General features: G+C 66.6%; 19 protein-coding genes. 14 read left to right on the forward strand and 5 right to left on the reverse strand.

The annotated features are described in order from the left end of the window. The first annotated feature begins 43 nt into the window (after positions 1-43). Positions 44-1,150, forward strand: coding sequence for an FAD-binding oxidoreductase (locus ACOMD9_RS18910; protein ID WP_421417539.1), 1,107 nt, complete (start codon positions 44-46; stop codon positions 1,148-1,150). 63 nt (positions 1,151-1,213) lie between these two features. Here ACOMD9_RS18910 and ACOMD9_RS18915 read toward each other — a convergent pair whose 3' ends face one another. Further along, the gene (locus tag ACOMD9_RS18915; protein ID WP_421417540.1) at positions 1,214-2,374 is read right to left on the reverse strand and encodes a YncE family protein; all 1,161 of its coding nucleotides are present in this window, start codon (positions 2,372-2,374) and stop codon (positions 1,214-1,216) included. 288 nt (positions 2,375-2,662) lie between these two features. On the opposite strand from ACOMD9_RS18915, the gene glyA reads away from it, so the two are divergent. From glyA to purU, 6 genes are all read left to right on the forward strand, one after another. After that, entirely contained in the window at positions 2,663-3,991 is a 1,329-nt protein-coding gene (glyA, locus tag ACOMD9_RS18920; protein ID WP_421417541.1) for a serine hydroxymethyltransferase, read from the forward strand. A gap of 59 nt (positions 3,992-4,050) precedes the next feature. Beyond that, positions 4,051-5,301 carry a sarcosine oxidase subunit beta family protein gene (locus ACOMD9_RS18925; protein WP_421417542.1) on the forward strand — a complete coding sequence of 417 codons (1,251 nt, stop codon included), beginning with the start codon at positions 4,051-4,053 and terminating at the stop codon, positions 5,299-5,301. A 12-nt stretch (positions 5,302-5,313) separates the two neighbouring features. After that, entirely contained in the window at positions 5,314-5,682 is a 369-nt protein-coding gene (locus ACOMD9_RS18930; protein WP_421417543.1) for a sarcosine oxidase subunit delta, read from the forward strand. Next, entirely contained in the window at positions 5,679-8,717 is a 3,039-nt protein-coding gene (locus ACOMD9_RS18935; RefSeq protein WP_421417544.1) for a sarcosine oxidase subunit alpha family protein, read from the forward strand. Before ACOMD9_RS18930 ends, ACOMD9_RS18935 begins: the two co-directional genes overlap by 4 nt. Next, positions 8,710-9,345: a sarcosine oxidase subunit gamma gene (locus ACOMD9_RS18940; RefSeq protein WP_421417545.1), complete on the forward strand. Its 636-nt coding sequence runs from the start codon at positions 8,710-8,712 to the stop codon at positions 9,343-9,345. The genes ACOMD9_RS18935 and ACOMD9_RS18940 overlap by 8 nt, the downstream gene beginning before the upstream one ends. Positions 9,346-9,487: 142 nt before the next feature. Then, complete coding sequence (gene purU / locus ACOMD9_RS18945; RefSeq protein WP_421417546.1) at positions 9,488-10,354, forward strand: formyltetrahydrofolate deformylase; 867 nt, start codon at positions 9,488-9,490, stop codon at positions 10,352-10,354. Here the strand turns inward: purU and ACOMD9_RS18950 are convergent. Beyond that, positions 10,351-11,271, reverse strand: a complete 921-nt coding sequence (locus ACOMD9_RS18950) for a DMT family transporter (protein ID WP_421417547.1) — start codon at positions 11,269-11,271, stop codon at positions 10,351-10,353. The two genes, purU and ACOMD9_RS18950, sit on opposite strands and share 4 nt — an antisense overlap. A 417-nt stretch (positions 11,272-11,688) precedes the next feature. On the opposite strand from ACOMD9_RS18950, the gene dctP reads away from it, so the two are divergent. The 5 genes from dctP (at position 11,689) to ACOMD9_RS18975 (ending at position 18,561) form a co-directional block, all read left to right on the forward strand. Further along, the gene (gene dctP, locus ACOMD9_RS18955) at positions 11,689-12,858 is read left to right on the forward strand and encodes a TRAP transporter substrate-binding protein DctP (RefSeq protein ID WP_421417548.1); all 1,170 of its coding nucleotides are present in this window, start codon (positions 11,689-11,691) and stop codon (positions 12,856-12,858) included. A gap of 144 nt (positions 12,859-13,002) precedes the next feature. Next, positions 13,003-15,201 carry a TRAP transporter large permease subunit gene (locus ACOMD9_RS18960; RefSeq protein WP_421417549.1) on the forward strand — a complete coding sequence of 733 codons (2,199 nt, stop codon included), beginning with the start codon at positions 13,003-13,005 and terminating at the stop codon, positions 15,199-15,201. A 174-nt stretch (positions 15,202-15,375) separates the two neighbouring features. After that, a complete protein-coding gene (locus tag ACOMD9_RS18965; protein WP_421417550.1) occupies positions 15,376-15,759 on the forward strand; it encodes a DUF4168 domain-containing protein in 384 nt (127 codons plus the stop codon). A gap of 166 nt (positions 15,760-15,925) precedes the next feature. Beyond that, positions 15,926-17,836: a DUF294 nucleotidyltransferase-like domain-containing protein gene (locus tag ACOMD9_RS18970; protein ID WP_421417551.1), complete on the forward strand. Its 1,911-nt coding sequence runs from the start codon at positions 15,926-15,928 to the stop codon at positions 17,834-17,836. Positions 17,837-17,838: 2 nt separating this feature from the next. After that, positions 17,839-18,561 (forward strand): 3'-5' exonuclease, encoded by a 723-nt coding sequence (locus ACOMD9_RS18975; protein ID WP_421417552.1) that lies wholly within the window; start codon positions 17,839-17,841, stop codon positions 18,559-18,561. Between the two features lie 39 nt (positions 18,562-18,600). Here the strand turns inward: ACOMD9_RS18975 and ACOMD9_RS18980 are convergent, their stop codons facing one another. From ACOMD9_RS18980 to ACOMD9_RS18990, 3 genes are all read right to left on the reverse strand, one after another. Next, a complete protein-coding gene (locus ACOMD9_RS18980) occupies positions 18,601-21,162 on the reverse strand; it encodes an EAL domain-containing protein (RefSeq protein WP_421417553.1) in 2,562 nt (853 codons plus the stop codon). Positions 21,163-21,346: 184 nt separating this feature from the next. Further along, entirely contained in the window at positions 21,347-23,008 is a 1,662-nt protein-coding gene (locus ACOMD9_RS18985) for a BCCT family transporter (protein WP_421417554.1), read from the reverse strand. Between the two features lie 51 nt (positions 23,009-23,059). Continuing rightward, entirely contained in the window at positions 23,060-23,485 is a 426-nt protein-coding gene (locus tag ACOMD9_RS18990; protein WP_421417555.1) for a universal stress protein, read from the reverse strand. A gap of 394 nt (positions 23,486-23,879) precedes the next feature. Between ACOMD9_RS18990 and ACOMD9_RS18995 the strand changes: the two genes are divergently transcribed. Together ACOMD9_RS18995 and ACOMD9_RS19000 are read left to right on the forward strand one after the other, a co-directional pair. Then, on the forward strand, positions 23,880-25,016 hold the full coding sequence (locus tag ACOMD9_RS18995; RefSeq protein ID WP_421417556.1) for an ABC transporter ATP-binding protein: 1,137 nt from the start codon (positions 23,880-23,882) through the stop codon (positions 25,014-25,016). Between the two features lie 118 nt (positions 25,017-25,134). Beyond that, a complete protein-coding gene (locus ACOMD9_RS19000) occupies positions 25,135-26,253 on the forward strand; it encodes an extracellular solute-binding protein (protein WP_421417557.1) in 1,119 nt (372 codons plus the stop codon). Positions 26,254-26,304: the final 51 nt, after the last annotated feature.

Here is a 26,304-nt window from a genome sequence, read left to right on the forward strand (position 1 = left end):
CCGCGGTCGGAGTCTCCCATGGTGCATCCCAGGCGACACGACAATGACAATGAACTTCCTCAACCCCGTCACGACCCAGACCTGGACCAACGGCCGCCATGCGGTGCGTTGTGTCAAGGTGATCCAGGAGACCTGGGACGTGCGCACCTTCTGCTTCATGGCCGAGCAGCCGGTGCTGTTCTTCTTCAAGCCGGGACAGTTCGTGACCCTGGAGCTGGAGATCGACGGCGAACCGATCATGCGTTCCTACACCATCTCCAGCTCACCCTCGGTGCCCTACAGCTTCTCGATCACCGTCAAGCGGGTACCCGGCGGCAAGGTGTCCAACTGGCTGCATGACAACCTGATGGTCGGTGACGAGCTGGCGGTGCATGGTCCCGTGGGCAACTTCAACGCCATCGACTACCCGGCGGAGAAGATCCTGATGCTCTCGGGCGGCGTGGGCGTCACCCCGCTGATGTCCATGGCGCGCTGGTACTTCGACACCAATGCCATGGTCGACCTGGAGTTCGTGCACAGTGCACGCACCCCCCGGGACATCATCTTCCACCGCGAGCTGGAACATATCTTCTCGCGGATTCCCGAGTTCAAGCTGCATATCGTCTGCGAGCGCAGCGATGAGCTGGGCGAGGCCTGGTCCGGTTTCCGCGGCTACCTCAGCCAGGCGATGCTCGAGCTGATGGCGCCGGACTTCATGGACCGCGAGATCTTCTGCTGCGGACCCACGCCGTACATGAATGCCATCAAGCGCCTGCTGCGCGAGAACGGCTTCGACATGAGTCACTATCACGAGGAATCCTTCGGCGAGACCCCGGTCGAGGTGCAGGAGGAGGTCCTGGAGCATGTCGAGCAGGCCGAGGCGGAGGCCGAGGAGCTCGATGTGGCCGACATGCTCAGCGTGGAGTTCTCCACCACCGGCAAGAGCGTCCGCATCCAGCCCGGCGAGACGGTGCACTCCGCCGCCGCCAAGCTGGGGCTGCACATTCCCAAGGCGTGCGGCATGGGCATCTGCGGCACCTGCCGGGTGCCGCTGGCCTCGGGGCAGGTGGACATGGAACACAACGGTGGCATCACCGACGAGGACGTCGCCGAGGGCTATATCCTCTCCTGCTGCAGCAAGCCGCTGGGCGACGTGGTGGTGGAGTACTGAGCGGGAGATGGCTTCACCCGGGCGAGCCCGGCGGTTGCGAGCCACGCCGGGGGGCCGTCATGCTCAATGGATCACACGCACGCCGATGCCGTGGAAGTCGCTCTCGAGGTTGCCCTCCGCGGGCTGGATGAGCTTCACCAGTTCGCGGGTCGCCACGTCGATGACCGCAAAGCCCGGGGTTTCACCCTGGGCCATGTGCGGCATCGATACCGGCTGCGGGCCGCGCAGGGTCACGAAGGCGTAGCGGGAGTCGGGTGAGAAGTCCAGGATGTCCGGGGTCTTGCCGGTGTCCGCAATGGTGTCGATCACCTCGAGCGTGTCGGCATCGATCACGATGCCGTTCGACGTCCCCCGGTTCACCATCCAGATCTCCTGACCGTTGGGCAGGTTGCGCACGCCGTGGGCATCGATGCCCCGGCTGCTCTCGTCCTGGCGCACGATTTCCAGCGTGTTCACGTCGACGGCATGCCATGCACCGGTGTTCTCGCCGCCGCCGTTGAGCAACATGTGCCGGCCATCCGGCGTCAGCATGGTGCCACAGTTGGTCTGCAGCTCTTCCGGGCCCCAGGCCTTTTCCAGCGTGAAGCTGGCGTTGTCCACGACGACCAGGCCGCCATTGGCCAGCGCTGGCCCCAGGGTGACGAATGAGCGAGCGCCATCGGCCGTATCGAAGTGGCAGATGGCGGCCACGTCGTGGAATGCCTCCGCCTTGGCCTGGAAGACGGGGTCATCGATGATGGTGAGCTCGCGGCCCCGTTCGAAGCGCTCGTTCTCCAGGTCCAGGAGGATCTCCACCAGCTTGCCGTCCCGCTCCACGTCGGGAGCGCCGATGATGTCGGCTACCGCGACCTCGTCGCCGGGACGCACGCCGACCATGTGCGTACGTGGCCCCGTCTCGATGATCTCCACCACCGTGCGGTCTTCGGCACGGATCACGGCCACGTTGCCGCTGGCCACGTTGGCGGTGAAGGCATAGCGCCCGTCGGAGGTGAAATCGATCATGTGGGGTACCCGTACCCCGTGGTCGCCCAGCGCAATGTCGGCTACCTCGCGCAGTTCCTGATCGTAGATGTGGATCTTGTGGGTGCCCTGGTCCAGCGCCCAGATCTCGTACGGGTTGTCGCTGTCGGCCAGTACGGAACCGGCCTGCAGCAACAGGCCCAGACCGGCAACGCCGGCCATCAGGCAGCGGAAATGGCGTGCCGTTCGAGCGATGGTGTTCATGGCCGCTCCCTTGTCGTGTCTTGCAGGCTACCCCTCACAGTATAGGCAGTGGAACTGGCCTTGCCGGGAAGCGGCGCGTCTGTCCCCGAGCGCGATCCACGGGAGCGCGCCGATCCGCCGGCGGCCCCCTTCGTGGCGGCGGGATTGTCGGAAAGACGACAGCCATGTCGCAAACGCATCGGGTCGTGACGCTTGCAAGCAGCATGGTCTCTCGAGCCCGGGGATACCATCGCGGCAGGTGAACGCACCCATCGAGCCTCGCCAACGACAACAAGCCGGAGCCCCGAGATGACCGACCGTGAAGGATACCGCCCCCAGGCCTCCCTGGATGCCTACGACCCCGCCCTGGCCACGGCCATCGCCGACGAGGCGATGCGTCAGGAGGCCCACATCGAACTGATCGCCTCCGAGAACTATGCCAGCCGGCACGTGATGATGGCCCAGGGCTCCCAGCTGACCAACAAGTACGCCGAGGGCTACCCGGGCAAGCGCTACTACGGCGGCTGCGAGTTCGTCGACAAGGTCGAGCGACTCGCCATCGAACGCGCCTGCGACCTCTTCGGCGCCGACTACGCCAATGTCCAGCCCCACTCAGGGGCCCAGGCCAACGCCGCGGCCTTCATGGCCCTGGTCAGCCCCGGCGATACCGTGCTGGGCATGAGCCTGGCCCACGGTGGCCACCTGACCCATGGGGCGGCGCCCAATTTCTCCGGCAAGCACTACCATGCGGTGCAGTACGGGTTGAATCCGGCAACCGGCGAGATCGACTACGCTGAGGTCGAGCGCCTGGCCAGGGAGCACAAGCCCAGGCTGATCATCGCCGGCTTCTCCGCCTACTCGCGGGTGGTCGACTGGCGCCGCTTCCGTGCCATCGCCGACGAGGTGGGCGCCTGGCTGCTGGTGGACATGGCCCATGTGGCAGGGCTCGTGGCGGCCGGGTTGTACCCGAGTCCGCTGGCCCACGCCCATGTGGTCACCACCACCACCCACAAGACCCTGCGCGGTCCGCGTGGCGGCCTGATCCTCTCGGCCCATGGCGACGAGGCGCTCTACAAGAAGCTCAACGGTGCGGTCTTCCCGGGCCAGCAGGGTGGCCCGCTGATGCACGTGATCGCCGCCAAGGCCGTGGCCTTCAGGGAGGCCATGAGCCAGGACTTCGTGCGCTATCAGCAGCGGGTGATCGACAACGCCCGGGCCATGGCCTCCGTGTTCCTCGATCGCGGCTATGACGTGGTCTCCGGCGGTACCGACGACCACCTCTTCCTGGTCTCGCTGATCAAGCAGGGCGTGACCGGCAAGGACGCCGATGCGGCGCTCGGTCGGGCCCATATCACCGTCAACAAGAACGCGGTGCCGGACGATCCCCAGAGCCCCTTCGTGACCTCGGGCCTGCGCCTCGGCACCCCGGCGGTGACCACCCGCGGCTTCGATGTCGAGGACTGCACCGCCCTGGCCGGCTGGATCTGCGACCTGCTCGACGTGCTGGCCGACCAGGGCAACAGCGAGGCCGTGGAAGCCGAGGTGCGCGAGAAGGTCGAGGCGCTCTGCGCCCGCTATCCGGTCTACGGTGACGCCGACTCGCTGGCGGCCGATGCCCGCGAGACATCCATCGCCTGAACCCGTTCGACAGGTCGGCCCCGGGCCTGCCGGTCGAGGGCCGATCGAGGAGAGAGAGCATGCAACGTTATTCAGGCTTCGGGCTGGTCAAGCACGCGCTGAGCCACCACGAGAACTGGCAGCGTCAGTGGCGCAATCCCACGCCGAAGAAGCAGTACGACGTGATCATCGTCGGCGGCGGCGGCCACGGCCTGGCCACCGCCTACTACCTGGCCAAGGAGCACGGCATCAAGAACGTCGCCGTGCTCGAGAAGGGCTGGCTGGGCGGCGGCAACACCGCCCGCAATACCACCATCGTGCGCTCCAACTACCTGTGGGACGAGGCCGCGGCGCTCTACGAGCACGCCATGAAGCTCTGGGAGGGGCTGTCGAAGGACATCAACTACAACGTGATGTTCTCCCAGCGCGGCGTGCTCAACCTCGGCCATACCCTCCAGGACATGCGCGACATCCAGCGCCGGGTCAACGCCAACCGCCTCAACGGCATCGATGGCGAGGTGCTCGATGCCAAGGGGGTTCAGGAGATCGTGCCGATCCTCGACTGCTCCAAGCGTGCCCGCTACCCGGTGCTCGGCGCCTCCTGGCAGCCCCGTGCCGGCGTGGCCCGCCACGACGCCGTGGCCTGGGGCTATGCCCGCGCCGCCGATGCGCTCGGCGTCGACCTGCTGCAGAACACCGAGGTCACCGGCTTCAAGATTCGCGACGGCCGGGTCTTCGGGGTGCACACCAACCGCGGTGACATCGAGGCGAAGACCATCGGTTGCGTCGCCGCCGGCAACTCCGGCGTGCTGGCCAGGATGGCCGGCTTCCGGCTGCCGCTGGAGTCGCATCCGCTGCAGGCGCTGGTCTCCGAGCCGCTCAAGCCGATCCTCGACACCGTGGTGATGTCGAACCACGTCCACGGCTACATCAGCCAGTCGGACAAGGGCGACCTGGTGATCGGTGCCGGGATCGACGGCTACAACGGCTACGGCCAGCGCGGCAGCTATCCCACCGTGGAGCACACCCTGCAGGCGATCGTCGAGATGTTCCCGATCTTCTCCCGGGTGCGCATGAACCGCCAGTGGGGTGGCATCGTCGACACCTGCCCGGACGCCTGTCCGATCCTGTCGAAGACGCCGGTGAAGGGGCTCTACTTCAACTGCGGGTGGGGCACCGGTGGCTTCAAGGCCACGCCGGGCTCGGGGCATGTGTTTGCCGCCAGCCTGGCCAGGGGCGAGATGCACCCGATCGCCGCCCCCTTCTCCATCGACCGCTTCCACAGCGGTGCCCTCATCGACGAACACGGCGCGGCAGGGGTCGCACACTAAGGAGGCCATCCCATGTTCCAGATCTACTGCCCCTACTGCGAGGAGCTCCGCGAGGAAGAGGAGTTCCACCCCAAGGGCCAGGCGCATATCGCCCGCCCGGCGGACCCCGAGGCCTGCTCCGACGAGGAGTGGGGCGACTACCTCTTCTTCCGCGACAACCCCCGGGGCGTGCACCACGAGCTGTGGGTGCATGCCGTCGGCTGTCGCAAGTTCTTCAACGTCACCCGTCACACGGTGAGCTACGAGATCCTCGAGACCTACCGCATGGGCGAGCAGCCCACCGTCACCGCCGAGAGCGTTTCCCGTGCCGCCGAGACCGGGCATGACGCCGCCCGTGCCGCCGGTGCGGAGACCACCCGCCAGGAAGGAGTCCGCGCATGAGCCAGCCGAATCGTCTCGTCCGGGGCGGGCGCATCGACCGCACCCGCACCCTGAGCTTCACCTTCAACGGCCAGGGCTACCAGGGCCATGCCGGCGATACCCTGGCCTCGGCGCTGCTGGCCAACGGCGTGGATCTCGTCAACCGCAGCTTCAAGTACTCGCGGCCGCGCGGCATCGTCGCCGCCGGGGCCGAGGAGCCCAATGCGGTCGTCCAGCTGGGAGCCACCGAGGCCGGCCAGGTGCCCAACGTGCGGGCCACCCAGCAGGCGCTGTTCGACGGCCTGGTCGCCCGCAGCACCAACGGCTGGCCCAACGTCCAGCGCGACCTGATGGGGCTGGTCGGCAAGCTGGGCGGCCAGTTCATGCCGCCGGGCTTCTACTACAAGACCTTCATGGCCCCGGCCTCGATGTGGATGACCTACGAGAAGTACATCCGCAAGAGCGCCGGCCTGGGCCGTAGCCCGGCGGAAGCCGACCCGGACATCTACGATCACCTGCACCGGCATTGCGACGTGCTGGTGATCGGTGCCGGGCCGGCGGGGCTGGCGGCGGCGCTGTCCGCCGCGCGCAGCGGCGCCCGGGTGATCCTGTGCGACGAGCAGGAGGAGCTGGGCGGCTCGCTGCTCGACTCCCGCGAACTGCTCGACGACGAGCCGGCCGCCGAGTGGCGGGACACGGTGGTCGCCGAGCTCGCCGGGTACGACAACGTCACCCTGCTGCCGCGCACCACTGCCAACGGCTACCACGACCACAACTTCGTCACCCTGCACGAGCGCCGCACCGAGCACCTGGCCGAGACCGCGCCGCTCGCGAGTGGGCTTCGCCAGGTGCGTTCACGGCTGCATCGCGTGCGGGCCGGCCGGGTGATCCTGGCCACCGGTACCCACGAGCGGCCGCTGGTCTATGCGGGCAACGACGTGCCGGGCAACCTGCTGGCCGGCGCCGTCTCCACCTATGTCCGCCGCTACGGGGTGGTACCGGGCAACAAGCTGGTGCTCTCCACCAGCAATGACCACGCCTACCGTGCCGCCCTCGACTGGCAGGAGGCGGGGCGCGAGGTCGTGGCCATCGTCGATGCCCGCGAGGCACCGGATGGTGACCTGGTCGAGCAGGCCCGCGCCCGGGGCATCCGGGTGGTCACCGGCAGTGCGGTGATCGAGGCGCGGGGCGAGAAGCGGGTCACCGCGGCGCGCGTGGCCCGGGTCGACCTCGACGCCTTCCGGGTCGCCGGCAAGGTGGAGGAACTGGGCTGCGACACCATCGCCAGCTCCGGCGGCTACAGCCCGGTAATCCACCTGGCCTCGCACACCGGTGCCCGGCCGACCTGGAACGAGGAGATCCTCGGCTTCGTTCCCAGCCTGGTGAAGGGGGTCTCCGCCAGCGGCGGTGCCCGCGGCGTCTACACGCTGCCCGAGGTGCTGGCCGACGGCGTCGAGGCGGGCAGCCAGGCCGCCGCGGCCTGCGGCCATGCCGCCGCCAGTGTCGAGTTGCCGCAGGTCGATGCCATCCGCGAAGGCCGGGCCTGCGCCCTCTACCAGGTGCCCCACGAGAAGCCGACCCTGCGCGCGCCCAAGCAGTTCGTCGACCTGCAGAACGACGTCACCGCGGCGGGCATCGAACTCGCCACCCGCGAGGGTTTCGAGTCCATCGAGCACGTCAAGCGCTACACCGCCATGGGCTTCGGCACCGACCAGGGCAAGCTGGGCAACATCAACGGCATGGCCATCGCGGCACGCTGCCTGAGTCGCACGATCCCCGAGGTCGGCACCACGGTGTTCCGCCCCAACTACACGCCGGTGACCTTCGGTGCCATCGTCGGGCGCCACTGCGGCGAGCTGTTCGACCCCGAGCGCTACACCGCGCTACACCAGTGGCACGTGGAGCACGGCGCCGAGTTCGAGGACGTCGGCCAGTGGAAGCGCCCCTGGTACTACCCGCAACGCGTCGCTGGCAAGCTCGAGACGATGCACGAGGCGGTGGCCAGGGAGTGCCGGGCGGTGCGCGAGGCCGTCGGCATCCTCGACGCCTCGACACTCGGCAAGATCGACATCCAGGGCCCCGATGCCCGGGAGTTCCTCGGCCGCATCTACACCAACAAGTGGGAGAAGCTCGCCGTCGGCAAGTGCCGCTACGGCCTGATGTGCAAGGACGACGGCATGGTCACCGACGATGGCGTGACCAGTTGCCTGGCCGACAACCACTTCGTGATGACCACCACCACCGGCGGCGCCGCGGCGATCCTCGAGTGGCTGGAGCTGTGGCATCAGACCGAGTGGCCGGAGCTGGACGTCAGTTTCACCTCGGTGACCGACCACTGGGCGACCATGACAGTGACCGGGCCGGAGTCGCGCAAGCTGCTGGCGGAGCTCACCGACATCGACCTGGATCGCGAGTCGTTCCGGTTCATGGACTGGCGTGAAGGCCAGGTCGCCGGGGTCCCGGCACGGGTCTTCCGCATCTCCTTCACCGGTGAGCTGACCTTCGAGATCAACGTCCAGGCCCACTACGCCATGCATGTCTGGAAGGCGCTGTTCGCCCACGGCGAGAAGTATGGCCTGACGCCCTATGGCACGGAGACGATGCATGTCCTGCGGGCCGAGAAGGGCTTCATCATCGTCGGCCAGGACACCGACGGCTCGGTGACCCCGGAGGACCTGGGCATGCACTGGGCGATCGGCTACGACAAGCCGTTCTCGTGGATCGGCAAGCGCGCCCTGAGCCGCAGCGACACGGCCCGGGAGAACCGCAAGCAGCTGGTCGGCCTCAAGCCCAGGGACCCGAAGGTGGTGCTGGAGGAGGGCGCCCAGATCGTCTTCGATCCCGACCACGCCATCCCGATGCCCATGGCGGGCCATGTGACCTCGAGCTACTACAGCCCGACCCTGGACAGCGGCTTCGCCCTGGCCGTGGTCAAGGGCGGTCAGCAGAAGCTCGGCGAGACCGTCTACCTGCCCATGGCCGACGGCACCACCCATGAAGCCGAGATCGTCAGCCCGATCTTCATCGATCCCAAGGGGGAGCGCCAGCATGTCTAATGTCAACGTCTACGACAGTCGGGCCGATGCGGCCATTCCGGCCGAGTCGCCGCTGGCCTGGTCCTTCCACCACAGCGGTGCACCGGCGGCCAGTGCCGCCAGCCGGGTGGTGATGCGCGAGTGCCCTTTCCTCGGGCACCTGATCCTGCGTGGCGGGGCCATCGTGCTCGACGAGGCGGTGCGTGACGAGCTCGGCATGAACCTGCCCGGTCGTCCGCAGGGGCTGGTGCTGGATGGTGCCGGCGAGCGCTCGATCCAGTGGCTCTCCCCGGACGAGTGGCTGCTGATCGTGCCCGGTGGCGAGGCGTTCGCGCTCGAACGCCGACTGCGTGAGCGCCTCGGGGATGCCAGCTTCGCCATCGTCGACGTCAGCGGCGGCCAGACCCTGCTCGAGCTGCAGGGAGGCGCCGTGCCCGAGCTGCTGATGAAATCGGTGATCTACGACGTGCATCCGGCGCACTTCCCGGTGGGCAAGGGGGTCACCACGGTGTTCGCCAAGACCAGCGTTATCCTGCGACGTCCCGACGAGACGCGCTGGGAGCTGGTGATCCGGCGCAGCTTCGCCGACTACTGCTATCGCTGGCTGCTGGATGCCGGCGAGGAGTACGCCATCGGCGTGGTACGCTGAAACCAGGCGAGCTCCACTGCGGCGGCATCAGCCCTAGTGGGAGCGCGGCTGTGCCGCGCGACACGCCGGGGAGGCGACCCCCTCCCCGGCCCCATCCGGGGGCCCATTGCGGCCCCCCGTTCTTTCGAGTGAGACGCCAACTATGAGCCAAGCATCTTCCACCTGGATCCTGGCCGCCCAGTGCCCCAGCCGTCTGGGCACCGTGGACGTGGTCACCCGCTTCCTCAAGGAGAACCGCTGCTACATCACCGAGCAGCACTCCTTCGATGACCGGCTCAGCGAGCGGTTCTTTATTCGTACCGAATTTCGTCCCCTGGACGACGACTTCTCCGCGGAGGCCTTCCAGACCGCCTTCGCCGACCGGGCCGCCGAGTTCGACATGGCCTTCGAGCTGACCGCCCCGGGCCGACGCATGCCGGTGGTGATCATGGTCTCGAAGGCCGACCACTGTCTCAACGACCTGCTCTATCGTTACCGCACCGGGCAGTTGCCGATCGAGATTCGCGCGGTGGTCTCCAACCATCCCGACCTCGAACCCCTGGCGGCCTGGCACGACCTGCCGTTCCACCACTTCCCGATCACCCCGGAAACCAAGGCCGAGCAGGAGGCCAGGGTCTGGCAGGTGATCGAGGAGACCGGTGCCGAACTGGTGATCCTGGCCCGCTACATGCAGGTGCTCTCCAGCGAGATGTGTCGCCGGCTGAGCGGCCGCGCGATCAATATCCACCATTCGCTGCTGCCCGGCTTCAAGGGCGCCAGGCCTTACCACCAGGCCTACGACAAGGGGGTGAAGCTGGTCGGTGCCACGGCCCACTACATCAACGACGACCTCGACGAGGGCCCGATCATCACCCAGGGCGTCGAGCCGGTCAGCCACGCCGACTACCCCGAGGACCTGGTGGCCAAGGGCCGCGACATCGAGTGCCTGACCCTGGCGCGTGCAGTGGGTTACCACCTCGAGCGGCGGGTCTTCCTGCATGCCAACCGCACGGTGGTCTTCTCCCGTTAATCCTTCCCCGCCGGCGCGGGTGGCCGCCCCTTGACCACCATCACCACCCCGGCGATGGCGATGGCCATGCCCACCAGCGCCGGGATCGGCAGCCGCTCGTCGAAGAGGATCCAGGCTTCCAGGGCCGTCACCGGTGGCACCAGGTAGAAGAGGCTGGCCACCCGCGAGGCCTCGCCGCGCCTGATCAGCGCCATCAGCAGCAGGATGGCGGCGATGGACAGCACCAGCACCAGCCATCCCAGTGTCAGCACGAAGGTCGGGGTCCAGTCGATGCTGCGCTCCTCGAACAGCAGCGCGCCAAGCCCGAGTATCGCGCCTGCGCCCAGGTACTGCACCACGGTACCCGAGAGCAGGGGCATGCCGGCGCAGTGGCGCTTCTGGTAGAGGGTGCCCAGCGAGATGCCGACCAGTGCCACCAGCACGCTGGCCAGGGCCCCGACGCCGAAGCCCTGGAAGAGGCCATCACCCGGATCCAGCTTGCCGCCGAGCACCAGGGTGATACCGGCGAGCCCCATCACCAGCCCCAGCCACTGGCGCGCCGTCAGCCGCTCGTTCAGCAGCGGCCCGGCCAGCGCCGCGGTGAGCAGCGGCTGCAGACCCACCAGCAGGGAGGCCAGCCCTGCCGGCATGCCCTGGTAGATGCCGTAGAAGACCCCGCCCAGGTAGGCGCCATGGACCAGCAGCCCCGAGACGGCGATATGCCCCCAGAGTCTCGCGCCTCGTGGCCAGCCGCCTCCCAGCAGCTGCACCAGGGGCAGCAGCAACGCCAGGGTCAGCACGAAGCGGATGAACAGGAAGGTGAAGGGCTCGGCATAGGGCAGGCCGAACTTGGCACCGATGAAGCCGGTGCTCCAGAGCGCCACGAACAGGATGGGCATGGCGGCCAGCAAGGCCCGCCGGCGACGTTCCGATGTCATGTAGTGCTCGATTTCTGGTTCAAGGGAGTGCTCATCATCCCGATCATCGCGTCGGGTTGCCAATGCCCGGGCTCGTGCTTTGGTCGTATGCCGGTGATCGGCGGAATACTGGTCCTACCAGTTCGCTGGCGTGATCGATGCCGATTGGTATGCGGAGGTATCTTGGTCTTACCAATCATCACATAGACCGGACATGAATATGACTATTGGCCGGAGCGGCTCTTTTCGTTAGTTTCCATTCTGGAAGGTTTTTCCAAATAGGTGGGATCTTCCCGGTTCCGCAGCGGATGCGGATCCTGCATGCCGGCCCACGGCAACCGCCGGTCGGTATGCGAGATGGCCCATGGATGACAACAACAAGATCTCGTCGAGACCCGCCATGTTCGCGGGTGCGCTATCCAACCAGGAGTCCATGCCATGCAAGACGACAAGCAGCCGTCAAGCATTACCTCCGTCGATACTGACGACAAGAAAGTCCTAGCCGAATTCAAGACCCCGAGCCGGCGCAACTTCCTGAAGGCTGCGGCCGTCGGGTCGGCAGCGGCCGTGGCTGCGCCCTGGGTCGGCAATGTCCAGGCACAGGAGGGCATCCGCATCCGCATGCAGTCCTCCTGGCAGCCGGGCACCATCGGCTACCGGACCTTCGAGAACTGGGCCAAGGGCGTCGCCGAGGCCACCAGTGGCGAGGTGAGCATCGAGCCGTTCCCCGCCGGTGCCGTGTCCGGGGCCTTCGAGGTCGCCGATGCCGTGCGCAATGGCGTGCTCGATGGCCAGAACTGGTTCACCGTCTACTGGCCCGGCAAGATGCCGGCGGGCGTGTTCCTCACCGCCTTCCCGATGGGCCTGTCGCTGCCCCACCAGTGGGACATGATGTTCGGCGCCTACGGTGGCTTCGACATCGCCAAGGACCTCTATCGCAAGCAGGGCCAGGAACTGCTGGGCTATGTCCACCACGACCTCAACCTGATCCACTCCAAGAAGCCGCTGCGCAGCTTCGACGACTTCGAGGGCATCAAGCTCCGCATGCCCGGGGGCATCATCGCCGAGACCTTCGCCGCCATGGGCGCTCGGACCACCCTGCTGCCGGGTTCCGAGGTCTATCCGGCCCTGGAGAAGGGCACCATCGATGCCGCCGACTTCACCGGCGCCGCGGTCAACTACGAGCTGGGCTTCTGGCAGGTCGCCGACTACATCATCATGGGGCCGCCTTCCACGCCCTGCCTGCACCAGGCCGTCGACCTCATGGACATCTCCGTCAACCGGCGGGTCTTCGAGCGCATGTCCTCGCAGACCCAGGATTTGATGCACGACCTGGTGGCCGCCTATTCGCGGGAACACTATGCGGCGATCCAGAAGGCCAACGCCGAGGCCTGGCCCAAGTACCGCGAGAAGGGCGTGGAGATCATCCACCTCTCCGAGGAGGACGCCACCCGTTTCCGCGAGGTCGCCATCCCGCTGTGGTTCAAGTGGGCCAACAAGGACCCGGATGCCGCGCGGCTGTTCAAGGCGCACCTGAACACCATGATGGACCCCGCGGTGGCACTGATCACCGAGGATGACATCAAGGACTACGAACTCAACATCTGATCCGCCTGCTCGACCAATCCGGGTGTTGTCGCCTGCGTGGCGCAGCACCCGGTTTGGGTAGAGCGACCCCTATCCATCCTGCATCCCTCGACTCGATGATCCGTCGCCATCGCCGGGAAGCGATGGTGTCTCGGAGGAGTGTTCATGAATCTCGATATCAACTTCATCCTGCCGCACTGGCTCTACTGGTCGGTGCTGTTCTTGCTGCCCCTGCTGGTGATGTGGCTCGTCGACCGCAGCTTCCGCCGCGGCGGCACCATCAGCGGGGGCGATACCGCCGAGGTGCCTGCCGGTGAGGAGGCGGCGATCGCCTTCCAGGCTCCCGGTAACCTCTTCACCGCCGCCGTCGACCGCATCTCGGCCTTCTTCGGCCGCTACGTGGCCTACTGGGCGCTGATCGCTCCCTTCGTCTTCGCCTATGAAGTGCTGATGCGCTATGCCTTCAACTCGCCGACCAACTGGGCGCATGAGTCGATGACCCTGATGTTCGGCATGCAATACCTGATCGCCGGGGCCTTCGCCCTGCGCGAGGGTGGGCACGTGCGCGTGGACATCCTCTACACCCGGGCCAGGCCGGTGAACAAGGCGGCGCTGGACCTGCTGACCTCGGTGTTCTTCTTCATCTTCACCCTCGCCTTGATGGTGACCGGCTGGAGGTTCTTCTCCCAGGCGGTGAGCGACAGCTTCTTCTTCGGCTCCAGCTATGCCAACGAGACCTCCTTCACCGAGTGGGCGATCCAGTTCTACCCGGTGAAGTTCATGCTCTTCTTCGGCGCGCTGCTGCTGCTGCTGCAGGGCATTGCCCAGCTGATCCGCGACTATCAGGCCTTCCGTCACCATCGCCGCGAGCATGACGGCAGCCGCACCTTCTCGACCCTGCTGGTCGTGGCGGGGGGCATCCTGGCGGCGTGGACCCTGTTCGAGATGGTCAACATCGCGGTGACCGACTACGAGAGCCTCGCGGGCAGCCTCGAGGGGGCGCTGTCCAACGTGGGCATCGGCGGCCTGACCCTGGTCATGTTCGGCACCCTGATGGTGGTGCTGGTGGCGGGCCTGCCGCTGGCCTTCGTCACCGGTGGCCTGGGGGTCTGCTTCCTCTACCTGGTCGGCACCCAGGACATGCTCAACCTGATGCCCTCGCGCATCTTCCCGATGATGACCAACTACCAGCTGTCGGCCATCCCGCTGTTCATCTTCATGGCCTCGGTGCTGGAGAAGGCCGGCATCATCGAGGAGCTGTTCGACGTCGTCTACAAGTGGATGGGCGGCCTCAAGGCGGGCCTGGCCATCGCCACCGTCATCGCCTCCACGCTGCTGGCCGCCATGGTGGGCGTGATCGGCGCCGCCGTGGTGACCATGGGCCTGATCGCCCTGCCGGCGATGCTCAAGCGCAACTACGACCCGGAGATCGCCATCGGCTCGATCATGGCCGGCGGGACCCTGGGGATCCTGATCCCGCCGTCGATCCTCGCCATCATCTACGGCGTCATCGCCCAGCAGTCGGTGGGCGAGCTCTATCTCGGCTCGCTGATTCCCGGCCTGCTGCTGGCCTTCATGTACGGCTTCTACTGCTGGATGCGCGGCACCCTGAACATCAAGATGGCGCCGCCGATGCCGGTCGAGGACCGCGTCGACATGAAGGAGAAGCTGCGTCTGCTGCGCAACATGCTGGCGCCGATCATCCTGGTCATCCTGGTGCTGGGGATCATCTTCACCGGCATCGCCACCCCGGTGGAGGCGGCCGGCATCGGCACCTTCGGTGCCCTGGTGGTGGCCGCCATGCACAAGCGCCTGACCTGGCCCAACCTGCATGCCGCCTGCATGACCACCCTGGTCGCCTCGGCGATGGTGATGTGGATCATCTTCGGTGCCAGCATCTTCGTCGGTTTCTACATCCTGCAGGGCGGCCAGACCTTCGTGCAGGAGCTGATCTCCGGTGCGGGCCTCGGCCCCTATGCGGTGCTGGCGCTGATGATGGTGCTGCTGGTGGCCCTGGGCATGTTCCTCGACTGGGTGGGCATCCTGCTGCTGGCGGTGCCGATCTTCGTGCCGCTGATCAAGGGGCTGGCATTCGATGGCGTGTTCGGCCTGCCGGGCGTGGATCCCTCCGATGTGGCGCTGTGGTTCGGGGTCATCTACCTGGTCAACATGCAGATGTCCTTCCTCAGCCCGCCGTTCGGCTATGCGCTCTTCTACATCAAGGGGGTGTGCCCGCCGCACATCACCATGGCGCAGATCTTCCGCTCCTCCTTCCCGTTCCTGGGCATCCAGGCGCTGGGCCTGTTGCTGGTCATCATGTTCCCGGCACTGGTCACCTGGCTGCCCAACCTGGCCTACGGCTGACGCCACCCGGTGGAATCGGTGAGGTACCAGAGGCGCTCCCTGCGGGGAGCGCCTTGCTGTCGGGCCCGGGGAAACTTCCTTGTCTTACACTCCGTTACGTGATGGGCATGAACTCGTGGTGACCGGGGGCGTCACAGGGGGGCACATTCATACCGCTACACCCTGGAGGTATTCATGAAAAGGATGACCGCACTGTTCTCGGCTGCTCTGCTCTCCGCGGGCATGATGACCGCCACGGCCCATGCCCAGGAGGATCCGGCCCAGGCGCCCGAGCAGCCTCAGGCCGCGGTACCGGCACAGGACTTCTCCGACGAGCAGCTGCAGCAGTTTGCCGACGCCTCCCAGGAGATCGCCGTGATTTCCCAGGAGTACACCGAGCGTCTGCATGCTGCCGAGGATGAAACCGCGCAGCAGGAAGTCCGGATGGAAGCCAATGACAGGATGGTCGAGGTGGTCGAGGACAGCGGTCTCGACGTGGATACCTTCAATGCCATCGGACAGGCCATCCAGCAGGACCCCGAACTGATGCAGCGCGTGCAGGAGATGGCCCAGTCATAGGTTCGGGCGCATCCCGGCCGACCCGCTCGGCAGGCGAGGGCCACCCCACGGGGTGGCCCTCTTCGTGTCTCGAGGGGGCGGTGCTGCCTGCGCCACCGCCCCTTTACAGCCCCGTACGGGCATTCCAGACTGGTGGCCAGACATGAATGGGCGGGGGGCATGACGCATGGATGTGGAACTGCTTGAGATCCGCCAGCACATGGGGCGCTTCGCGCCCTTCGACGCGATTTCCGATGACCTGCTCGATGAACTGGCCGGTCACGTGGAGGTGGCCTACTTCAAGGCCGGCAGCGATATCCTGACCCTCGACCAGGAGCTTCACGAACTCTGCTACATCCGCAGCGGAGCGGTGGAGGTCTTCCGCCGCAGTGGTGACCTCTACAACCGGCTGGGGGAGGGCGATATCTTCGGGCACTTCAGCCTGTTGCGGAATCGTCGGGTGCGCTTTCCCGCCAAGGCCATGGAAGACACCCTGATCTACTTCATCCCCGAGACCGTCTTCCACCATCTCTGCGAGTCCGACGAGCACTTCGCCGACTTCGTCGAGCTCGAGCGGCCGCGGATGGAGACGGCGGTCGAACAGCAGAAGAAGAACAACGACATGATGATCACCCGGGTGCGCAAGCTGCTCAGCCGCTACCCGGTGATGGTCGAGGCCTCCACCACGGTGCAGCAGGCGGCCCGGCAGCTGAGCGACTTCCAGGCCTCCGCCGTGCTGGTGCTGGATGAGCCGGGAGACAAGCCGCGCTATACCTTCCGCGACAGCGAGGAGCGCGCCTGGCAGGTGCGCGGCATCCTCACCGACAGCGATTTCCGCAAGCGGGTGGTGGCCGAGGGCCTCCCGCCGGACACCCCGGTGGGCGAGGTGGTCAGCGATCGCCTGATCGCCATCCAGTCGGACGAGTCGGTGCATGAGGCGATGCTGTGCATGCTGCGCAACAATATCCACCACCTGCCGGTGATGCACCGACGCCACCCGGTGGGGATCGTCCACCTCTCCGATATCATCCGTCACGAGACCCACAGCAGCCTCTACCTGGTCAGCAACATCTACAACCAGCCCAGTATCGAGGGGCTGGCGAAGCTGGCGCCGGACGTGCAGGCGGCCTTCGTGCGCATGGTGCACGATGGTGCCGACTCGCGCATGGTCGGCAGTGCACTCTCCACCATCGGGCGCAGCTTCAGCCGCCGGCTGCTGGAGCTGGCCGAGGAGGAACTGGGGCCACCACCGGTGCCCTACTGCTTCATGGCCCTGGGCTCCATGGCACGCAACGAGCAGTCCATCGTCACCGACCAGGACAACGCCCTGGTGCTCGACGATGACTACGACCCCGAGCGGCATGACGCCTACTTCCTGGCACTGGCCCAGCGGGTCAGCGACGGCCTGGACGCCTGCGGCTACAGCTACTGCAGCGGCGGCATCATGGCCACCAATTCGCAATGGCGGCAGCCGCTGAGGGTGTGGAAGGGGTATTTCCGTGACTGGATCGATGACCCCACCCCGGAGCGCCTGCTGCACAGCTCGATCTTCTTCGACCTGGACAGCGTCCACGGTGAGAATGCCCTGGTCGAGCAGCTCCAGGACCTGGTGGCCGAGCGGGCGCCCGGGAGCCCGCTGTTCCTCGCGGCGATGGCGCGCAACGCCCTGAATCGCAAGCCACCGCTGGGCTTCTTCCGCACCTTCGTGATGGAGAAGGACGGCAAGCACAACAACTCCATCAATCTCAAGCGGCGCGGCACCGCGCCGATGGTCGACCTGATCCGGGTGCACGCCCTGGCCTGTGGCTCCCGGGCCCAGAATAGCTTTTCCCGGCTCGACGACATCGACCGCACCCAGTTGCTGGCACCCGGGGTCGGCGAGAAGCTGCGTTATGCCTTCGAGCTGCTCTCCATGGCGCGCATTCGTCACCAGGTGATCGACCTGGAGCATGAGCGGGAGCCCGACAACAACATCGAGCCCGAGAACGTCGCCGACGACGAACGGCACAACCTGAAGGATGCCTTCCAGGTGCTGAGCAACGCCCAGAAATTCCTCAAGTTCCGCTATCCGCTGCCGGCGCGGGCCCGGTCGAGATAGTCATGCGAGCCCTTCGACGCGCTTCCGACACGGTCCCCTCCTGGGCCGACTACCTGGCGAGCCGCGCCGCGGGCGCCCGGCATCCCTTGCTGGCCAGCTACTTTGCCGCCGGCGGCGCGTCCGCCGAGACGCCCATCGCCGAGGTCCCGCTGGTCGCCATGGACATGGAGACCACCGGGCTCGATGCCCGGCGCCACGCCATCGTCAGCATCGGCCTGGTGCCCTTCAGCCTGTCGCGGATCCGCCTCGCCGAGCGGCGTTACTGGGTCGTGCGCCCCCCGCGCCCGCTGAACCACGAGTCGGTGACCTACCACCATATCACCCACTCCGAGGTGGCCGAGGCGCCGGACCTGGAGGTGGTGCTTCCCGATCTGCTCGAGGTCCTGGCCGGGCGCCTGGTGGTGGTCCACTACCGGCACATCGAGCGCCCCTTCCTGGATGCAGCGGTGCGGGAGCGGCTCGGCGAGGGCATCCGCTTCCCCGTGATCGACACCATGTCGCTGGAGGCGCGGATCCATCGCCAGTCGCTGTGGGCACGCTTCCGTCGCTGGATGGGCCGTCCCCCGGTATCGATCCGCCTGCAGAACAGCCGCGCTCGCTACGGTCTGCCTGCCTACCATGGACACCACGCCCTGACCGATGCCCTGGCCACTGCCGAGCTGCTGCAGGCGCAGATCGCCGCCCACTACAAGCCCGAGACCCCGGTGGGTCAGCTGTGGAGCTGAGGCCGTGCCTGCCATGGCCGGACGAGGTGGCGGCGTGGCTCAGTCCAGGCCGAGCTGGTCGACGGGGACGGGGCGGCCGAAGCGGTAGCCCTGGTAGCCCTGGCAGCCGCTCGACTTCAACCACTGGTACTGGGCATCGGTTTCCACCCCCTCGGCGATCACTGCCAGGCCCAGGTGCGCGGCCAGGGTGAGGGTCGTCTCGATGATGGCCGCATCGGCAGAATCCCCGGGGATACCCGTCACGAAACTGCGATCGATCTTCACTTCGTCCAGGGGCAGTCGCTTCAGGTAGTTCAGCGACGAGTAACCGGTGCCGAAGTCGTCCAGCGCCATCCGGATTCCCAGGCGGCGCAGCGACTCGAGGGTATGCCGCACCTGTTCCGGTTCTTCCATCAACAGGCTCTCGGTGACCTCCAGCACCAGCCGCTCGGGGGGCGCGCCGGTGTCCTCGAGCACCTCGCACAACTGATCGACGAAGTCGGGTTCATGGAACTGCACGGAGCTCACGTTGACGGCGATCGTGAGGTGGGCGCGGGATGGCTGCGTTGCCCACTGCGAGAGCTGTCGGCAGGCCGTTTCCAGTACCCAGCGGCCGATCGGCAGGATCAGTCGGCTCTGTTCGGCCAGGGGAATGAACTCGGCGGGCGAGACCAGCCCGCGCTCGGGGTGCTGCCAGCGCAGCAGGGCCTCGACGCCGATCGTCCGATCCTCGCCATCCATCTGGCGCTGGTAGAAGAGCCTCAGTTCCCGGCGTTTCAGGGCGTGCTGGAGATCGTGCTCCAGGCGTACCCTTGCCATGACGGCCAGCTGCATGTCCTCGTTGAAGAAGCGCAGGGTATTGCCCCCGGCGCGCTTGGCCTGTGCCAGCGCCATGTCGGCCTGCTGCAGGGCGTTGCCCGGCTCGAGCCCGCTGTCGGTGCACAGGGTGATGCCGATGCTGCCGGTGACGGCGGTCTCGTCCAGTGATTCCCCGGCTGCCTGCATGGCACCCAGCAGCTCCTCCGCCAGGCGTTCCACCCGCAGGGCGGCTTCCTCGGTGGGGTGGGGCAGGTCCTTGACCAGCAGGGCGAATTCGTCTCCTCCCAGGTGGGCGAGGAGATCGGACTCCGTCACGGTCTCGGCCAGCTGGTGTGCCACGCGTTGCAGCAGCCGGTCACCGGCGGCGTGACTCTGAAGGTCATTGACCAGCTTGAACTGGTCCAGGTCGATGAGCAGCAGGGCGGCCTGGCGGTTGCTGCGCTGTATCCCCTTGATCGCCCGGTCCAGCTGTTCCATCAGCAGCTCCCGGTTGGGGAGGCCGGTCAGGGGGCTGTAGTAGGCCAGGAGGCGGTTGCGCTCGACGATCTCCCGGAATTCGGTGATGTCGGTGGCGATGCCGCACACCGACCGACCCCTGCCATCCGGCGTGTCCAGCGGCAGCTTGACCGTGAGGCAGATGTGCGGTTTGCCGCCCCCCGCCAGCACATTGAACTCCTCCCGGGTCACCGTCTCGTCGTGGTCGAGCACGCGTCGGTCGGTGAGGTGCAGCTGCCGTGCCGTGGCGGCATCGAAGAACTCCTCATCGCCATGACCGAGAATCTCCTCCCTGGAGCGCCCGAACAGTTCGCACACCTTGCGGTTCACGTAGGCATAACGCAGCTCGGGGGTCTTGATGAAGATGTAGGCCTCGACACTGTCCAGGATGGCCGCCAGGCGGTGCTCGCTGGCCGCCAGCGCCGAGGTGCGTTCGGCAACGCGCCGTCGCAGCAGCAGGTTGCCACCCAGCGCCAGCGCCAGCAGCCCCGCGAGAGCCACCAGCCCCCACCAGAGCCAGGCGGGTATCACCAGGCGGTCGTGGGACGGCACGTTCCAGCGGCCCAGGGTGGCGTAGTAGGGCGAGTCCCGGTTCGCCTTCCACTCCCTCAGGTGCGTGTCGATACGCGACAGGACCGTTGCCCGAAGCCGCTCGGGCGCGGCGAAGTGGAGACGTGCCGGCTGGAACATGATCGGGGTGCTGCGCAACCCGTATGCCGGGGCCTGCCAGGCACCGTAGTGACGGTTGGCGACGACCGCATCGACCCGGCCGTCGCGAGCGGCATCGAACCCCTGGTCGAAGCTGCTCACGCCCTGGAGGGTAATCGCTATCCCGAAGCTCTCGGCCAGTTGCTCCAGGAAACGCTGCTGGATGGAGCCCTCCAGGACGGCGACACGCCGTCCGTCGAGATCCAGCATCGACTCCAGCGCCGTGTCGGGGCCTTGAAAGACCTGCGACCAGCTGTGCAGCACGGGCTCGTCATGAAAGGCCAGCGTCTCGGCCCGCTCCTCGCTCCAGGCCACATCGGGCAACAGGTCGATGCGGCCCTCCTCCAGCCCCTCCAGGCAGGCCTGCCAGCGGCAGGGCACCGCTGTCAGCTCCCAGCCCTCCTCCGTGGCGATGGCCTGGAGCAGCTCGCCGAAGATGCCGGAGGGGCGATCATGCTCGTCCAGCAGGATCTTGGGGGGGTTGTGGTAGACCCCCACCCTCAGCGTCTCGGCCTCCACGGCCGCGGAGAGCAACAGCAAGAACGACCACACCAGCGGGTGGACAAGCCGGCAGACGGCCCTGACGAGGGGGGCGGGCATCCATTCACCAGTTCGCAACGACACCTTTCCCTTATAGCAGATAAGGCCGGCGAGGCGCTCGACGGCGCGCGGCCGGTCGAAACCGGGGCACCCCCCCGATATCGCTCGACGTCGGGGCCTGCGGGAACGAGAGAGGGCGGCCATCGGCCGCCCTCGTTGTCGTCGCAATGCCTGCCGCCGGGCGTCAGGTCCTGGGTTCGCTCATCAACCCCTTGACGATGGCGTAGCAGCCCACCAGCAGCACCAGGGTGAAGGGCAGGCCGGTGGTCAGGGCCGCCGTCTGCAGGGCGGCGAGGCCGCCTCCCAGCAGCAGGGCGATGGCCAGTGCCCCCTCGATCAGCGCCCAGAAGATACGCTGGGGCTTGGGTGCGTCCACCTTGCCGCCGGCGGTGATGGAGTCGATCACCAGTGAGCCGGAGTCGGAGGAGGTGATGAAGAACACGATCACCAGCACGATACCGACGAAGGAGGTGATGGCGGTCAGCGGCAGGTACTCGAGCATGGTGAAGAGCTGCAGCTCCAGGGCGGCATCCTGCACGTCGGTGATGCCCTGGCTGATCACCTGGTCGATGGCAGTGGTGCCGAAGGCGGTCATCCACACCACCGAGGCCATCGACGGCACCAGCAGCACGGCGATCAGGAACTCGCGCACGGTGCGGCCGCGGCTGACCCGGGCGATGAACATGCCGACGAAGGGCGACCAGGCGATCCACCAGGCCCAGTAGAAGGCCGTCCAGCCCTGGCTGAAGTTGGCATCCTCGCGCCCGAAGGGCATGGAGAGCGCCGGCAGGTGCTTCACGTAGCCGAGCAGGTTCTCGAGCACGCCGGTGGCGATCATCAGCGTCGGCCCGACGAAGATCACGAACAGTAGCAGCAGCAGGGCGAGTGCCATGTTGATCTGCGACAGGCGCTGTACGCCCTTGTCGACGCCGAGCATGATCGAGCCCAGGGCGACGAGGGTGATGCCGAGGATCAGCAGCACCAGGGTGGCGTCGCCGGAGGGAATGCCGAACAGGTAGTTGAGGCCCCCGGCCGCCTGGGTGGCGCCGATGCCCAGCGAGGTGGTCAGGCCGAACAGGGTGGCGAACACCGCCAGGATGTCGATCACATGCCCCGGCCAGCCCCAGACACGCTCACCCAGGATGGGGTAGAAGATCGAGCGCATGGTCAGTGGCAGGCCCTTGTTGAAGGCGAAGATCGCCAGTGACAGGCCGACGATGGCGTAGGCGCCCCAGGGGTGCAGGCCCCAGTGGAAGATGGTGGCAGCCATGCTCAGCGAGATGGCGCCGGACTGGTCACCCTCGGCCGCACCCAGCGGGGCCCAGTCGGTGCGCACGCCGCCCTCACCCATGCTGATACCGCCCATGGCGGTGCCGTAGTGGCCCAGCGGCTCCGAGACCCCGTAGAACATCAGGCCGATGCCCATGCCGGCGGCGAACAGCATCGAGAACCAGCCGGCGTAGCCGAAGTCCGGCGTGGCGTCGGCGCCACCGATGCGCACCCTTCCCAGGGGGGTGAAGATCAGCACCAGTGCCAGGATCACGAAGACGTTGGCGCCGAGCAGGAACACCCAGCCCAGGTTGGTGGTGAGGAAGCTGAACATGCTGTTGAAGATCGGTTCCATCTGATCCTGCAAGGCCAGCGTCAGGATCACGAACAGCAGGATCACGATCGAGGAGAACATGAAGACCTTGCCGTGCAGGTCCACGTTCACTCCCAGCGGTGAGGCGGTGATGTTGTCCTGGCCGATCACATAGTCCGTGTCGATCAGGTTGGCGGCCCCCTCCGGGGCGGGAATGCCTTCGGAAGCCGCTGGCTTCTCGTTGGCGTTCTCGTCATTGGCCATGGTGGCTCTCTCCCTTGCGTAGCGTCGAAATGTGAATCCGGGGTGGTCGGTCTACCCCTTGGCCGGGCGCACCAGGAACACCGAGACGTCGGTGTGGGTGGCCACCTTGCCGCCGTGGGACGGCATGATCACGTCGATATGCTTGGGTGGGTGGGTCGGCATGACCACCAGGTCGGCACCCACGTCCTCGATCGCCTGGATCAGGTCGTCGTCGAGGTCGGCGATGGGATCGGGACTGACGATGGTGTGGGTGCTGACCGGCTGGCCATGGACCTTGGCCCGCTCCTGGGCGAAGGCCTCGAGCTTCTGGGTGAACTCCTGGGGGGTGCGGGCCACGCTGCCCGGGGTATTGGCGGTCACCCCGACGTAGCACACCTCGGCGTTGTAGTGACGGGCCAGGTCCGCCACCGTCTGCAGGGTGGGCTCGATCAACTGGATGTGTGCCAGGTCGATCGGCACCATGATCTTGTGGTACATGCTGACTCTCCTTGCTCCCTGGGAGCGCTTGTGCGGGGTGGTTGTCGATGTGGTCTCCATGCTCTCAAGTGTGGTGCGCGCTGCGGGTAACGCCATGCTTTTCGTCAAACGCTCGTGGTCGACCGTGGTGTATGCCCGGACGATGGTACGCCATGACGTCGGCAGTGCCGAATGTCACGGGGGCATCCCTACGCGGGCATAGCCGACTTTCCAGGCGTCATGTTGAGCCGCGTTCAACGCTGTTTGTCCTCGCCGGGGATTGCAGGACTCCCCCTGCAACACTTATGGTCGAGATCACATTAGGTTACAAGAATAAACCATGCAGGCCCCTCGTTGCGACCATGTGCCGGTCGTCATCCGCATCGCCGCCAGGGGCCGTCAGCTGGGAGTTTGCATGAACGAGGCCCTTGAAGCGCAGGAAGAATCGGCAACGGCGACTGAAGCGTCGTCGTGTTTTGCCCGTTTCGTCAATGTCCAGAAGAGCTATGACGGCGTCGAACTGGTGGTCAAGGGGTTCAATCTGGATATACGCCAGGGGGAGTTCGTCACCCTGCTGGGGCCCTCGGGCTCGGGCAAGACCACCTGCCTGATGATGATGGCAGGATTCGAGACCCCCACCCACGGCGAGATTCTCCTCAAGGACGAACCGATCAGTGGCCTGCCGCCCCACAAGCGGGGTATCGGCATGGTCTTCCAGAACTATGCCCTCTTCCCCCACATGACGGTGGCCGAGAACCTCGCCTTTCCGCTGGAAGTGCGCCACCTCTCGAAGGCGGAGATCAAGCGCAAGGTGGCCCGAGCCCTGGAGATGGTTCGCCTGGAGGACTTCGGTGACCGCCGCCCGGCGCAACTCTCGGGGGGGCAGCAGCAGCGCGTGGCGCTCGCCCGCGCCCTGGTGTTCGAGCCCGAACTCGTGCTGATGGACGAGCCTCTCGGGGCGCTGGACAAGAACCTGCGCGAGGAGATGCAGTACGAGATCAAGCGCATCCATGCCAGCCTGGGCGTGACCATGATCTACGTCACCCACGACCAGACCGAGGCACTGACCATGTCGGACCGCATCGCGGTATTCAACGACGGGGTCGTGCAGCAGCTGGCCACGCCGGAGACCCTCTACGAGTCTCCCGAGAATGCTTTCGTCGCCTACTTCATCGGCGAGAACAATCGGCTCCATGGCGAGGTGGCGGAAGTGCTCGGCGAGCGCTGCCGGGTCCGCCTCGACAACGGCGACATGGTGCTGGCCAGGGCGGTGGCCTCGGGAGGGGCGGGCACGCGCACCACGCTGTCGCTGCGCCCGGAGCGTGTCGAGATACTCGGTGAGACCGAGGCCGGAGGCGGCGAGAACCGCTTCCGCGGCGAGGTGATGGAGGTGATCTATCTCGGTGATCACCTGCGCACCCGCCTGCGCGTCTGCGGCAACGACGAGTTCATCATCAAGACCCCGAATGCCAAGGGCCACCCGGCGCTCAAGCCGGGGCAGACCATCGAGGTCGGCTGGTCCTGGGGCGACTGTCGCGCCCTGGATGCCTGAGTGTTCAAGCCCCGGCCTGCGCTTCCAGAGCAGGATGAGCAGGGACGAAGACCGGGTGGCGAGCCCGGGCCGGCGGGAGTGCCGGAGATCGATGTCACAACAACAATCGGAGAGCCCAATGAGAAAACGGGAAATCAGCAGTCGCAAGGGACGTCTCGGCATCGCCATCGCCGCGGCGGGAATGACCTCCCTCGGCCTCGCGGCAACGGCCCAGGCCGAGGAGACGCTCAACATCGTCTCCTGGGGCGGGGCCTACAGCATGAGCCAGCAGAAGGCCTACCACGAACCCTGGATGGAGATGAACGGCCACGAGATCGTCAATATCGACCGCAGCGGCAACGCCCTGGCCGGGCTGCGCGCCCAGAGCCAGGCCGGCAACGTCACCTGGGACCTGGTCGACATGCTGCCGGCGGATGCCATGATCGCCTGCGCCGAGGGCCTCATCGAGCCGCTGGACCACGACGAGCTGCTCGCCGACGCCCCTGACGGCACGCCACCCAGCGAGGACTTCGTCGACGGTGCCCTGGGCGAGTGCTTCGTGGCCTCGATCGTCTACTCCAACATCGTCGCCTTCAACACCGAGATGTTCCCCGAGGACAACCAGCCGAGCACCATCGCCGATGTCTTCGACCTGGAGAACTTCCCCGGCAAGCGGACCCTGATGCGCAAGCCGATCAACAACCTCGAGTGGGCCCTGGTGGCCGACGGCGTGGCCGCGGAGGATGTCTACGACGTGCTCGAGACCGAGGAGGGCATCCAGCGCGCCTTCGCCAAGCTCGACACCATCAAGGACGAGGTGATCTGGTGGGAGGAGGGCGCCCAGCCGCCGCAGCTGCTCGCCGACCAGGAAGTGGCCTTCGGCTCCGCCTACAATGGCCGCATCTTCAATGCCATGGTCACCGAGGACCAGCCCTTCGAGATCATCTGGGATGCCCAGGTCTTCGAACTGGACGGCTGGGTGGTGCCCACCGGCAAGCTCGACAAGGTGAAGGACTACCTCCATTTCGCCACCGACACCCAGCGCCTCGCCGACCAGGCCAAGTACATCTCCTACGGCCCGGCACGCAAGTCCTCGTCGGACTTCGTCTCGACCCATGCCGAGACGGGGATCGAGATGGAGCCCCACATGCCCACCTACGGACCCAACTTCGCCACCGCCATCCCCAAGGATGACGAGTTCTGGGCCGACTACAACGACGAGCTGACCCAGCGCTTCGACGCCTGGCTGGCCCAGTGAGGCCCTGCCGCCACCCGCCTCGCGGGTGGCGGCCCCACCGCTGCAATCCGA

The sequence above is a fragment of the Halomonas terrestris genome (assembly GCF_049166755.1).
In the GTDB taxonomy this organism is placed as follows: Bacteria; Pseudomonadota; Gammaproteobacteria; order Pseudomonadales; family Halomonadaceae; genus Halomonas.